This window comes from Membranihabitans marinus (assembly GCF_019802045.1).
In the GTDB taxonomy this organism is placed as follows: Bacteria; Bacteroidota; Bacteroidia; order Chitinophagales; family Saprospiraceae; genus Membranihabitans; species Membranihabitans marinus_A.
This window is the reverse complement of record NZ_JAHVHU010000007.1, coordinates 260,139-273,713: the sequence shown is the minus strand read 5'-3', so window position 1 is coordinate 273,713 and position 13,575 is coordinate 260,139. Positions and strand designations below refer to the sequence as shown.

Below are 13,575 nucleotides of genomic sequence, written 5' to 3'. Positions count from 1 at the left end.
ATACTTTTTATCATTATTTTTCTCCAGCACGATGTGGAGTCAAATTAACCAAACCGAAGAAGCTATGCTTCTGACCATTGACCAAGAAACAGCCTATTATATTTCCGTACTGGAAAAGACCGTGAACATCAACAGCGGGACGATGAACTTTGAAGGAGTCCGACGGGTGGGAGATGTATATATCACGGAATTTGAAAAGCTGGGGATGGAAACCCAATGGATCGACGGAGCAGCGTTCAAACGAGCAGGCCACGTCGTGGCGCGGACCCATGGAACCACGGGACCGCGACTACTGTTGATCGGCCATTTGGATACGGTTTTTGAACCAGAAAGTCCGTTTCAATCTCTTGTCATGGTGAACGATAGCATTATGAAGGGACCCGGAGTATCAGATATGAAGGGCGGCAATGTGATTATCCTGATGGCCCTAAGAGCACTAAAAGAAGCCAATCTGCTTCACGATATGCAGATCGAAGTGGTTCTTACCGGGGATGAGGAGCACAGCGGCCGTCCGATTGAACTTTCAAAAAAAGCACTCACCGATGGAGCTCAGCGGGCGGACATTGCGCTGGCTTTTGAAAACGCGGACGGAAACCCGGAAACACTGGTAGTATCCAGAAGAGGCTGGACCGGGTGGACGCTACAGGTTTCCGGTACACCAGCCCACTCTTCACAGGTATTTACGGATGGTGTTGGCGTCGGAGCCATCTACGAGGCATCCCGGATTCTCAACACTTTTTATCAAGAACTTACTAATGAAAAAAATCTCACCTTCAATCCCGGCGTCATTGTGGGTGGAACGACAACCTCGTATGATTCCGAACAAAGCCAGGGAACCGCTTTCGGAAAGAGTAATGTGGTGGCTCAGGAAGCCAAGGTATCCGGTGATCTCCGGGCGGTGTCTCCGGAACAATTAGAAAGAGCTCAAAAGATCATGCTCAGAATCGCATCGAATAATTACCCGGGAACAACAGCTGAATTGACATTCAGTAGAGCAGGATACCCGCCATTGCCATCTACTGCAGGAAACCAGAAACTCCTCCACTTGTACAGCACCGTGAGCGAGGATCTGGGATTTGGACCCGTTACAGCGGTAGACCCCAGAAATGCCGGGGCTGCGGACATTTCGTTTACTTCAGGCCTGGTGGATATGGCGGTGGATGGTCTGGGGATGAGTGGAGCCGGGGCGCACACCATCCATGAAACGGGCGACCTGAGTAAAATTCCTGTGCAGGCAAAGCGGGCGGCGGTGTTGATGTACCGCTTAGCCAACCTGTACTAAAGAGGATGGAGCCTCTGTTCCGAAAGTAAATTTTAGCCAACGATCTAAACCAACTACTCTTAACCTGTAAAATTCATGGGTTTTGACTTATACCATTTGAATTCAGAAGCATGCCAAAGATTGAGGTCTTTCTATGACAATAATTCTAAAGCGTTTATCTCAGCTATTAACTTGACAAACATCGTTCCGCTTGCATTACTTTTTAAAAGTCACTCATTAGGAAGAGACTCGACCTCCTCCGCCAGTCCACCCGGCAATTCGATGACCTTCAGATTCCGGAAATGGATTTCAGCACCTTCAGATTCGAGACACATATACCCTTTCCGCTGGGTGGATTCGCTGATTCCGTTCACAAATTTTCCATTGACGGACAACTTGATGGTACCATCCACGCAGACCACATCGTAGGTATTCCACTCCCCTTTTCCTTTGCATCGGTTCTCGATGGATTTACTTCGTACGCCCCGGGGATTATCCGGCGTGGTGACCACATCACCCACACCCCACATCTCACCATGCACATAAGCAATCGGCGGTTCCTTACCATTTCGGGTATTTAACTTCACCCAATCGAGTTCCAACATTTGTACTTCTACGCCATTGGGCAGACGGTTTTTACCAGGTACCGCACTGCTCCACATAAACATTCCTGAATTCCCGCCGGCTTCCATGTGTTTCCACTCGACGTGCAGCATGTAATTCTCAAACTGCCGACCACTCCGTACCACGCCGATGGGGTTTCCGTAACAAACCAAAATGCTGTCGCGGTGGTCCCAGGTCTCTTTTTCGGTATTGACATTGTACCATTGGATTGGTTCCGTCTTACCCTTATCGGTTTCTTCAAGTGCATTGGCCAATGGAATAACTTCGCCAAAATCGAATAAATATTCCTGGGCTTGTGAAGAATAAACCAACGTGGTAAAAAGGATAAGAAAAAAGTAAAGTGTATTGTGTTTCATAGTTATTTTTGATTTGCCATTTACCTGTCAGCGTCTTGGATAAAATTTTATAGGGAGAGGAAGATGTACTAATGAAGTTAAATGATTTTCAGGGGAAGTATGAGACTTGTCAGTGTTTGAGAGCAAGGTGCAATTCGTCGTCATGTCATTTTCTACTACTGGTTCATGCCGAACAAGGCCAGTCCCCAAATTCCGCTAACTACTTCGTTTAAACCAACTGCTTTATTTTTTCAAAAGTCAATTGCATCCAAAATCTGTCCAGTCACTCTTCAGAGGGTTCGTTTTATTTGTGCCTGAACCCATTATATTTATTTGAGTTTCATATTTTATCAATTACTTTCCCGATGAAACCGATGCTAGCTTTTCAGTACTTTCGTCTTACCCGGCACCGGCACCGGAGACATCGGCCACTGAAGATCAAATGCATAATCTTCGAAATCGGGCCCAATGTGCATATCTGAATTCATCGCCTGTTCCCAGCTGATTTCTTGTCCGCTGTAGCCGACCATACGCCCCAGAATAGCCAGCATAGAGCTGTGGGCCATCCAGACACCATCGTTCATGGGTTTATCCTTCCGTATGGCATCAAAGAACAGATCGTGTTCATGTTGGTACATGTTATTCCGCTGGCCTTCAAACTGCCAGTTTTGCTGACCCGAAATTCGCGCTTCAGCAGCGGGTTTGACATAGGCATGTCCTTTGGTTCCGAAAACATCGACGGTGTTACTTCCTTTGGTTCCGGATTGTTGACGGCACATATGAATTCCTTTGACGCCATCTTCGTATTCATATTCGATCGCAAAATGGTCGTAGATATTTCCATAAATCGGATCAACTCGCTTTTGTCGACCGCCGGTTCCAATGGCTTTGACCGGAACCCGGTCACCCAGTGCCCAGGCCATCAGGTCCAGACTGTGAACCGCTTGTTCTGTGATAAAATCACCGGACAACCAATCATAATACAGCCAATTCCGCAATTGGTATTCCATATCAGACCAACCTGGTTGTCGTGGTTTGGACCACAACTCACCACCAAATCGTTTGGTCGTTACGCAATGAATATCACCGACGATTCCCTGATGGATCTGCTCATAAGCAGCCATATTTACCGCATCATACCGATAACAGAATCCAGCCAACACTGACAATCTTTTTTCTTTAGCGGTCTGCGCTGCTTTCAGGACTTTCCGCACTCCGGCCGGGTCAACAGCCATAGGCTTTTCACAAAACACATGCTTGCCGGCCGCGATGGCAGCTTCAAATTGGCCCGGTCGGAAAACGGGTGGTGTGGTCAGTAATACTACATCTACACCGGAATCGATAACTTTTTGATACGCATCAAAACCAATAAATTTATGACTGTCTGCGACCGTTACCTGGTCACCCATTTCTTCTTTGATCGCTGAATAAGACTGGTTCAGGTGATCTTCAAATACATCCCCCATGGCGGTGAGCCTGGTCTTGCTATCGGCCGTCAATGCCTGCACGGCGGCACCGGTACCCCGGCCTCCACATCCGATTAATCCGACCTTAAGGATTCCATCCTCTTCAGCTGACGGTCCTCTGCCATAGGCCATATTCATTCCCACGGCAGTAGCTGCCAGGGTCGTCCCGGCTGTTTTAATAAAAGTACGACGTCCCGGATTGTTTGTTTTTTTATTGGTTTGATCCTGCATGATTTGTGATTTTACTCTTTCTCACATCTGAAATATTCCAATGTAAGAGCAGATTTCCTTTTCCCAATGCATGGCATCGGGCTTAAAATAATTAATTCATCTCGTCCGGGTCAGCCCCGCGACGGGTCCTATATCCATAAACAGCGGGAACTACATTATGAAAAAAAAGTAATATTACCCTTGCTGTTCACAGGAAACCGACAAAATACGAAATTTGCAGAATTATTCACACATATCAAATAAGATTCCGGGATGTATCAGCATTTTATTTCTCCCATGATGTAAAAAACATCCCGAAAACCACTTTCGCTAAAGATTTTCAATTGGCCGCGTACCTTCTTGAGGTTATTCCCGATAACCTCAGATTTACGAATTTCCAAATCGACAGAGTAGCCTTTCCCTTCATATTTATAAAACTGGGCGGAAAGATCTACGGTGCGCTTTGTGAAAAGTTCCAGTTCAATCAACCGGCCATCCATCGCTAAAACTGCGGACTTCCGCAGATCAGTAGCAAAGATAAACCGTTCAGACGTCAGATCATCCTCGGACAATGCGAACACGGCTCTGCAGTTATCATATTTATCGGGTACTACCGTAAAAGAATACACCGGACCTTGTTCGATCATGGTGTATTCGTTGGTTTTTTTTTGGGCGAAGAGACCTTCCTTTTCACCCGAATTTGATTCTGACCCCGATTGGCAACTCTGCCCCATCAGGAGCAAAAATGTAAGGGGAAATAAAAGTGCGATTTGTTTCATAGTCTTCTTATTTACGTAGCAATTTCTGGATTTATGATTTGAGCTCTCTTGCTTTAAGCTTAGGACTTTGAGCTTTCAGCTTCCTTGCTTTAAGCTTAGGACTTTGAGCTTTGAGCTTTCAGCTTCCTTGCTTTGAGCTTCCTTGTTATCAGCTTTTATTTTTTCCATTTAATATTACATCCTCCACTTGGAACCTGCCTGTCCGAGGGCTGGTCACCTGCCAGAACAGCATCTAGTGCAGCTTTGAAATCTTTCCCCGTGACCGGCACATCCTTACTTGGCCTGGAATCATCATACTGTCCCCGGTAGGCCAATTCCATTTTCCGATCAAAAATATAAAAATCTGGTGTACACGCAGCATCATAAGCTTTCGCGACCTCCTGCGTTTCATCGAAAAGATAAGGAAACGGAAATTGCAGAACCTTAGCAATAAGGGCCATGCGATCCGGGCTATCATCGGGGTAATTCTCTACATCATTGGGACTAATCGCCACAAACCGAACGCCTTTTTCCATATACTCTTCAGCGGTATCTACAATGTCTCGGATCAAATGAATCACATATGGACAGTGGTTGCAAATAAACATAATGACGGTTGCCTGATCGGACTTGAGCTCATCCAGGGATTTCTTCTTCCCGTCCAAAGGATCCACCAGTGTAAATTCCGGGGCGACCGTGCCCAGCGGTAACATGTTCGAAAGTGTGTATGCCATTTTTTTAGTTTATAAATGATTAATTATTCATAGTAAATTATCGACGAGGGCCACGAAAAAATTTGGGCAGGTACCTAACAAACCCCAACAATCTGCAAAGCTTTCGTTTGCCACCCTCAGGATATAGATTCAGCAGCGTTGTCTACAGACTATAAACTATACTCTATTTTCCACTGAGCAACTCGGGATTAATGCCCAGCACATAGTTCTTGACAACATCAATCTCCTCCGCCGTTTCAGCCCCTTTAAACCCAGAGATCATCTCATTTTTCAGATGTTTCGCAGCGTATTCTGTGAGCACATCGGACACCGGATAAAAGCTCCAATGCCACTTTTCTTCGTTGTAACCATAGGGTCTCAGGCTATCTTTTTTTGTATAAGGTTGTCGAAATCCATAATTAGCTGCATGCTCCTCCAACCAGGTGTATATCTTCAGCCCCTCTCCATGTTCAAAGAACCGATTGGTGAAATTGTTCAAATCGATATCTGTCCCCCAATGGTGCCGGCTGGTTCCGGGCATGGAGCTATACCGAAGAATCTTCCGTGCCCGCTCCACCGGATCCGGGGTGGACTCATTGAGTTTTTCACCATTCTCAATCGCCGTTTCACCAGTCCACTTTCGCTCCCAGATAGATTTTTGATAATCAAAATTTCGGGTGGCGGATCGAATCTGCAGAATCACACCTTCCTCGCGAGCTGCAGAATCCATGGCCAAAAACGCCTGGTAGGTGTCCTTCCGGAGGTACATGCCTGTCCGGTCAGCTTTATTCCGGGGCACCAAAGTGAATGTCGTATCCTTGGCGGGATCAAAATCTCCCGTCACATAGCGTATACTCGTATCAATAGGCCACAAATTCCATTCTTTCGATGTTTCAGAAGATATCACGATGTCATTGGACGGCACAGGCGAAACTGTCGATTCTGCCGGGGTATCATTCACCCATTGACAAGCCATCATCCAACCGATGGCCAGAACCAAAAGGCCTTTTACTATTTTGTGTTTCATTTAATTTTTGTTTTATCCGTAATTATCATTTTCAGATTCCCCGTAAAACAGTTGTTTTTCTTTGATCAAATGAACCAGATCTTCAGGAATATATGACTCCCACCCTGACTCTCCACTTTTGATCATCTTATACACCCCATGAGGTATTATGCTCAGCTTATCGGCATTGTAATCTTTTACTTCTACGATAAGTTCCTGGTCGATAAGAAACCGGTATAAAAAATGGATTCCTTCCGGCAATCGAAGCGTATCCAGAGTCATGATTTCTGTCAGGTCGTCATTGAGCGCCGGATACACATATACTTTAATATTTCGTGTAAATAACTGTCCAAAAGCCACCAGCAAGTCGCCATCTTGGTATGTATCATATTTATCGACGATAAGATCCCGAAACTCACGGATACCGATCACAATACCAAGCTGATGGATCTTGTAATCGGACAGGTAGTTAATCAGCTTTTGATGTTCGCTGCAGTCGGATACGATAACCATTTGCCCCATAGCATTAAGCAGATCCGCCCGGGCTTTGAAATCTTCGGTGTCAATCCGACCATTCTCCGTAATATTCTCCAGTGTCAGCTCAGCCATGATGATCGAACGCTTCTCATCGACATCATGCTCATTTTGAAATTTTTTAAAAGAACGTTCGAATACATCTTCCGTAACCAGGGTTGGAGGCCTAAAATTTCCCCGAACTACCATAAGTGAGTTTTTATATAAAAACTCTGAAGCATGTACCGATTGGCCGTTTTGATCAAACATAGCCACCTCGGTAAGGTGGTTCTTCACCAGGTACATAGAAAGAATTCTGTTGTCCCAATCTTCGAATTCCGGTCCGCGCAACCGGATCATATCAATGGACAAACGGTCGTGCAGGTGGTCATGCAAAGAACGCACAAACGTTTCCGGATCATCGAAATGATAATACGCTGCATACAGCATATTGACACCAAGGATTCCTATGGCAGCGGCCTGAAGCTGGGCATCATTGTCGCGCATGCGTGCATGAAGCACCAGCTCATTGTATTCTCCGCCGGGAGTAAGCTGAAACCGGAGCCCCAACCACCCTTGTCCAAAATTGCTCTTCTGATAATTGATGGATTGGATAGTATCTGCAAAAGCGAAAAAAGTCTTGGATCCCCGATCTTCTTTTAACCGATCCCAGAGCAAGTTGTATTCGTGGTTCAGCATTTTATACAACCGCGATTCGCACACATACCGACCGGATGACTCGGCTCCATATATATTATCTGAAAAGACCTTGTCATAAGCTGACATCGTCTTTACGATCGTTCCGGCAGCAGCTCCCACTTTGAAGAAATATCTGGCCACCTCCTGACCTGCTCCAATCTCAGCAAAAGTACCGTAAATCCGATCGTTCAGATTAATTTCCAGTGCTTTCTGATCCGTATCTATTTTCGGAGTTTCCGGCATTGATTAATATATATGCTAATTTATAATCCTCTGTTGTCTGCGAATAACTTGCCGACAATATCAATTGTAATCCAGATGTTCTGGTAAAATTCGTACCCTGCGCATCGTATTAACGTCTTCTTCTCCGCCAGCCACATTCAGTCGAATATAATTATCCGTCCATCCCGCCAGTTGTCCGGGCTGTTTTCCCGGTTCCAACAAAACGGTTCGGTCTTCGTGAAGATGTTGCTCGTAAAACGATCTTTTTTTCTGGTCGCTTAGATGTCGTAGTATTTCATTGCGTTTGCGCCGTTTATTCATATCGATTTCACCGGACATGGTAGCTGCCGGTGTATTGGGACGCTCAGAATAAGTGAACACGTGGAGATAACTCACGTCGAGACTTTCGATAAACCGCTGGGTCTCTAAAAAGTCTTCATCCGTTTCGCCCGGAAAACCAACGATAACATCTACACCAATGCAAGCGTGCGGCATCACTTTCTTAATCAATTTGACACGGTCTTCGTAGAGTTCCCGGCGGTATCGACGACGCATCATGGCCAGCTGTTTGTTGTTTCCCGATTGCAAGGGCATGTGAAAATGGGGCATAAAACGACTGGAACCAGCCACAAACTCTATAATTTCTCCGGTACACAAATTGGGTTCAATGGAAGAAATGCGAAATCGTTCAACGCTGTCGACCCGATCCAATGCACGAATGAGATCAATAAACAAATCATTCTTTTTGGGTCGTTCTCCTTCTATCACCTCCGTTCCATTGCCAAAGTCACCTAAATTTACGCCGGTCAGCACAATCTCACGTACACCCGATTCCCCAATCTGTTGGGCATTAGCCACCACCTGATCCAAGGTATCGCTACGGCTTCGACCCCGGGCTTGTGGAATGGTACAGAAGGAACAGTTGTAGTCACAGCCATCCTGGACCTTCAAAAAAGACCGAGTTCGATCTCCAAAAGAAAATGCGTTATTGAAAGTGGATACTTCGCTGATCTCCGTCGTGTGGACCGTACCTTTTGATTTTGCACCATCCAGTTGATCGATGTAGTCCAGCATGCGAAATTTTTCCGCAGCACCCAGAACCATGTCCACACCCTCTATGTCTGCAATCTCAGTAGGCTTGAGCTGGGCATAACACCCTGTCACCACGACCCGGGCTTGTGGATTCTGCCGCAGTACCCTTCGAACAAACTTGCGGCATTTGCGATCTGCAAAGTCAGTAACCGAACACGTATTCAATACAAAAACGTCCGCATGGTCATACGCCTCTGCCACATGATAGCCTTGATCCTCAAACATTCGTTGCAGCGAGGACGTCTCCGAAAAATTCAACTTACAACCCAGTGTGTGAAAAGCTACAGTACGCGGACTTCCCATAATTTAATGACTTTAGGATCAATCCGGCGTGATTATTTTCGTTCGGTGATCCCAAAAATACCGAAACATCCCGCCGCATCTAAATTACAAAGGTAATGGCATTCCGGTTTATGTGCGAATCCATGAGGGTGTTTTATATAATTTTAAAATAGTTCTTACTTTTACACACCAATTGCTATCACATAAGGCTTTGATCTGACCAACTATGATCCAGGAAACAAAAGTGTCCACTTCGTTCGATGGGAAACCTGTGTTCTCCATTATTATCCCCACCTGGAACAATCTGGACTACCTCAAAAAATGCGTGTATAGTATTCGCACCCATTCACAGTACACCCATGACATTATCATCCACATCAATGAAGGGCAGGATGGCACGCTGGAATGGCTGCGGAAACAAGATGATTTATCGTTCAATTATTCTAAAGACAACATTGGAATCTGCTATTCACTCAACCTGGCCCGGGAGTTGATGCAAACCGATTATTTGTTGTACCTCAATGATGATATGTATGTGGCACCCGGTTGGGATGTCCCATTGTGGGAAGCGATCGATGCCCGGAAAGGGAACCATCTGTTCTTCTATTCAGCAACGCAGATGCAGCCCGGTTCCTTTTGGGATGACAGCATCCTGGATGAATCTAACTTTGGCACCAGCGTCCATAATTTTGAAGAGATGACATTCTTGGAAAACTACCACCAGCGTACCATGGAAGACTGGAATGGGGCAACCTGGCCACCCAATGTAGTGCACAAAAGCGTGTGGGATGCCGTAGGTGGATACAGCACAGAATTTTCACCGGGGTTGTACAGTGATCCTGATTTTTCAATGAAACTCTGGCAATTAGGAGTTCGAGATTTTCGGGGTTTTGGTAATAGCCGGGTTTATCACTTTGAATCCAAAAGCACCCGCCGACACAGGATGAACCCAGGTTCGATCCAGTTCTTGATGAAATGGGGCCTGACTGCCGCGACCTTTTCAAAATATTATCTCCGGCGTGGTACACCCTATCAAGGCGCCCTGGAAGAACCGGTAAACACGCCCGAACTATGGTTTAAGAAATGCTTGTGCAAAATTAAGCGTGTCTATTATTCGCTCATCAGCTAGGCCAAATCTTCGCACGCCACACATCAGAGGGAGATAGCCTATTCCTGGCTTATGCATTCGTATTTTCGTTCCATCCACTGGTGCACCAACGCACACTTCATACCAGGTCATTAATCTGTTCTGCCTGTGACACAACCCTGAATCCTTTGACCGTCATCTCCGCTTTGTTGTAACGCAAAGGTTCATCTGCTGACCACTGATAAATGCCACCACCGGCTTCCTCCAGAATAATCTGAGCCGGGGCGATATCCCATTCCTTCATGTTGGTACGTGCCCGTGGATAATAATCTGCCTGACCGGTAATTAGCTGGACAAACTTCAGACCACTACCCATCGTGATCAATTCCGGGTTATCAAATCGCTGGATGTATTCCATCGTCAGCGGATCCAGGTTCGAACGGGATCGCATGATACGCAATCGGTCCTGATTGAAATCTACCGCATGCCCGGCCAATCTTCTGTCTTCCCCATTTAGTGATATCCACGCCCCACCACCTTCCCAGGCATAGTAGAGCTCATCATACACCGGCGCATATATCATGCCCAACACGACCTGGTTCTTTTCGATCAACGCCAGATGTATGGTAAATTCATCGAGCTCTTTAATAAACTCTTTGGTGCCATCGAGCGGATCAATAATCCAAAACCGGTCAAAATTCTTACGTACCTCAAAAGGAATGGCTTTGTTTTCTTCAGAAACGATGGGGATCGAATCATCCATGGCCTTCAGTCCGGTGACGAGGATTTGATTGGACCGGAGGTCTGCCACAGTAACGGGGGAATCATCCTGTTTGAGTTCCACATCCACACCGCCCTCTTTCCGGTATATTCTCAAAAGTTCTTTTCCGGCCTGACGGACTAAGGTCTTTAGATCAGAAATATACGTTTCAGGTGCTTTCATACTTATTTTGTGATTATTAATTTTCTACTGTTTCAGTCTCCTCCCTGCGGGGAAGATACGATTGATCTCTTCTAATGAATGATTTGAAATATGCTTCGTCGCATACTCCATGAACGCCTACTCTTCATTTTTCGTCTGAGCTCTCTTGTACTCCGGCTTTCCCGTTCATATTGGTTGAGATAAATAACCGCTCAAAATGATCTTGTGTTGTTAAAAGCTCTAAGTAATGTTGATACCATATCCCGAGAAGATGCTCATTTTACCAGAATATCACCCAACCGAAACACGGTCTTCATCCCCTTCTTTGCAAGATACTTCGCTGTATATTCCACATCAGTATGCAGTGCCAACCCAAAATCGCCACCCCATGCTCCCAATGGCTTGACCACACCTTCAAAATCGGAAAACTGACCATCATACGCTGTCCGGTTCAAAATACGTTCCATCATATTGACGTGATCCCGCAACAAGGAAATAGCCTCATCGACATCATTACAATCGGCCAATGCTTCAGAGATACTACTGACCTGTTTTACGTCCTTTTGTTTCCATACTTTATTCGTCTTCCAGGTCCGGACTTCTTCGAGACTGTTTTGTTTATGGCCTTGATAAAAAACACAAATTCCATCGGTCAAATTTCCGCTCCAATCAAAAGTCTCAAAAGAAAGTTCATCCTCGTTTTTCTGATAAAGCAAGGGCTCTTGCGAAACCGCCGCAGCAATATCATATCCCGATCCTTCCTGGGTATCAAAAAAAAGTTCAAAAGGTGATAACTCTGCCCATGTCGCCAAATTGCAGATCAGCGTCGAACTGGTTCCAAGTCCCCACGCCGGATCAAACCCCAAATCACAGGTAACTTTATATTTTTTCCATTTGGATAGAAAATCGGAATTTAATTGAGCTGCCGATTTAATCAATGACTGAACAAATTCAGCTTTGGTTTCATCGGTGGTTTTCTCGATGGCAAAATCAATCAGATTGAGCTTGCACTCAAACCATTTGGCTCCATTTTGGTCCTTCGTTATCCAATGTATCCCGGCACCCTGAGATTCAGTCACTTTCATGGACTGGCCCCATTTGACAGGAACAGCCAATCCCATCGCCCCTTCCATGACGAAATACTCACCAGTGATTAATAGTTTACCGTTGGAGTGGGTCTTGAAGGCGATGTTGTTTGTTTTTAGGCGTGAAGGAATTAAGTGGTAAAGATACAGATTTTCAACTGTTCATGATAATTTTATATCTTTATAAATTGCGATCGATTCACTATACCAAATTATTTAAACCGAACCACCCCATATGACTGTTTCCACCCCTCAATCTTTTATCCTGAAATCCGACATGGTTCGATTTACAATCACAAATTACGGAGCCCGTCTCATCAATGCAGGGATTCCCGGAGTAGATGGAAAAGAAGTAGATGTTCTCCAGGGGTATGACACCCTGGATGAATATGTCCGGTTCAATAATTTTTATGGAACAGTCTGTGGTCGGGTGGCCAACCGAATCGCTGGAGCCCGGTTTACACTGGATGGCAAGACCTACACATTGAATCAGAATGTACCCGGTGCCACCTTGCACGGCGGTCCGGGCGGATTCCACACAAAAATGTGGACAGTATTGGAACACACGAGCGATACGGTCATTCTGGAATACGTATCACCTGACGGTGAAGAAGGTTATCCTGGCAAAGTTACTGCTCGGGTCACTTATTCACTCGAAGGCCCTCAATCCCTCCGGCTTACGCTGGAAGCAGCTTCAGATCAAGCTTGTCCGGTTAATCTGGCTCATCTTCCCTTTTTTAATCTAGCCGGACATGATGCGGGGCATTTACGACATCATTTTTTTAAAGTAAATGCTGATTACTACTACCCGATGGATGAATTTTTCACCATTGATAATGATAAGAACCATGTAAATGATACCGTGTTTGACCTTAGAAACTATCGTAAAATATTCCCTTACCTCAGTGATGATCATCCCCAAATCCAATTAGCCGGCGGATATGATCATAATTTTGAGCTCCACGAGTATCAAAAAGGGAATCTCCGGGAGGTGGCGAGTATCTGGGAAGAAACCGGTGGACGGATGATGAAAATTCATACGACGCTTCCCGGAATTCAATTTTACACCTGCAATTCTGCAGGTAATCACCCCGGTAAAGAAAATAGTCATTACCCCAAATGGGGAAGTTTTTGTCTCGAACCACAGTTTTTTCCGAACAGCCCCAATGTGCCAACTTTTCCTGATTCTATCGTCCGGCCCGGAGAGCCGATGAAAGAAATCGTAATCTATGAATTTGATCAGCGAGAATCATTGCATGAGATCACCAGTAAAAAATAAGGACAGCGTTGCGCGATAATT

At 45.5% G+C, this 13,575-nt stretch carries 12 protein-coding genes; 3 read left to right on the top strand and 9 right to left on the bottom strand.

What is annotated here, in order from left to right; genetic code table 11:
- The first annotated feature begins 64 nt into the window (after positions 1–64).
- Positions 65–1,282 (top strand): M20/M25/M40 family metallo-hydrolase, encoded by a 1,218-nt coding sequence (locus KUV50_RS08500; protein ID WP_222579696.1) that lies wholly within the window; start codon positions 65–67, stop codon positions 1,280–1,282.
- Positions 1,283–1,491: 209 nt separating this feature from the next.
- Here KUV50_RS08500 and KUV50_RS08495 read toward each other — a convergent pair whose 3' ends face one another.
- From KUV50_RS08495 to mtaB, 7 genes are all read right to left on the bottom strand, one after another.
- The gene (locus tag KUV50_RS08495) at positions 1,492–2,241 is read right to left on the bottom strand and encodes a DUF1080 domain-containing protein (RefSeq protein WP_222579695.1); all 750 of its coding nucleotides are present in this window, start codon (positions 2,239–2,241) and stop codon (positions 1,492–1,494) included.
- 356 nt (positions 2,242–2,597) lie between these two features.
- Positions 2,598–3,917 (bottom strand): Gfo/Idh/MocA family protein, encoded by a 1,320-nt coding sequence (locus tag KUV50_RS08490; protein ID WP_222579694.1) that lies wholly within the window; start codon positions 3,915–3,917, stop codon positions 2,598–2,600.
- 257 nt (positions 3,918–4,174) lie between these two features.
- Complete coding sequence (locus tag KUV50_RS08485; RefSeq protein ID WP_222579693.1) at positions 4,175–4,675, bottom strand: hypothetical protein; 501 nt, start codon at positions 4,673–4,675, stop codon at positions 4,175–4,177.
- Between the two features lie 155 nt (positions 4,676–4,830).
- Positions 4,831–5,388, bottom strand: a complete 558-nt coding sequence (locus tag KUV50_RS08480; RefSeq protein ID WP_222579692.1) for a thioredoxin family protein — start codon at positions 5,386–5,388, stop codon at positions 4,831–4,833.
- A 163-nt stretch (positions 5,389–5,551) separates the two neighbouring features.
- Positions 5,552–6,394: a M15 family metallopeptidase gene (locus KUV50_RS08475; protein ID WP_222579691.1), complete on the bottom strand. Its 843-nt coding sequence runs from the start codon at positions 6,392–6,394 to the stop codon at positions 5,552–5,554.
- A 12-nt stretch (positions 6,395–6,406) separates the two neighbouring features.
- Positions 6,407–7,828: a TonB-dependent receptor gene (locus KUV50_RS08470; RefSeq protein ID WP_222579690.1), complete on the bottom strand. Its 1,422-nt coding sequence runs from the start codon at positions 7,826–7,828 to the stop codon at positions 6,407–6,409.
- 60 nt (positions 7,829–7,888) lie between these two features.
- Positions 7,889–9,202 (bottom strand): tRNA (N(6)-L-threonylcarbamoyladenosine(37)-C(2))-methylthiotransferase MtaB, encoded by a 1,314-nt coding sequence (mtaB, locus tag KUV50_RS08465; protein WP_222579689.1) that lies wholly within the window; start codon positions 9,200–9,202, stop codon positions 7,889–7,891.
- 205 nt (positions 9,203–9,407) lie between these two features.
- Between mtaB and KUV50_RS08460 the strand changes: the two genes are divergently transcribed.
- Complete coding sequence (locus tag KUV50_RS08460) at positions 9,408–10,310, top strand: glycosyltransferase family 2 protein (RefSeq protein WP_222579688.1); 903 nt, start codon at positions 9,408–9,410, stop codon at positions 10,308–10,310.
- A gap of 97 nt (positions 10,311–10,407) precedes the next feature.
- Here KUV50_RS08460 and KUV50_RS08455 read toward each other — a convergent pair whose 3' ends face one another.
- Together KUV50_RS08455 and KUV50_RS08450 are read right to left on the bottom strand one after the other, a co-directional pair.
- A complete protein-coding gene (locus KUV50_RS08455; RefSeq protein ID WP_222579687.1) occupies positions 10,408–11,211 on the bottom strand; it encodes a 3'(2'),5'-bisphosphate nucleotidase CysQ in 804 nt (267 codons plus the stop codon).
- Positions 11,212–11,465: 254 nt separating this feature from the next.
- Complete coding sequence (locus tag KUV50_RS08450) at positions 11,466–12,380, bottom strand: GYDIA family GHMP kinase (RefSeq protein ID WP_315899950.1); 915 nt, start codon at positions 12,378–12,380, stop codon at positions 11,466–11,468.
- A 130-nt stretch (positions 12,381–12,510) separates the two neighbouring features.
- On the opposite strand from KUV50_RS08450, the gene KUV50_RS08445 reads away from it, so the two are divergent.
- Positions 12,511–13,554, top strand: coding sequence for an aldose epimerase family protein (locus KUV50_RS08445; RefSeq protein ID WP_222579685.1), 1,044 nt, complete (start codon positions 12,511–12,513; stop codon positions 13,552–13,554).
- The last annotated feature ends 21 nt before the right edge of the window (positions 13,555–13,575 follow it).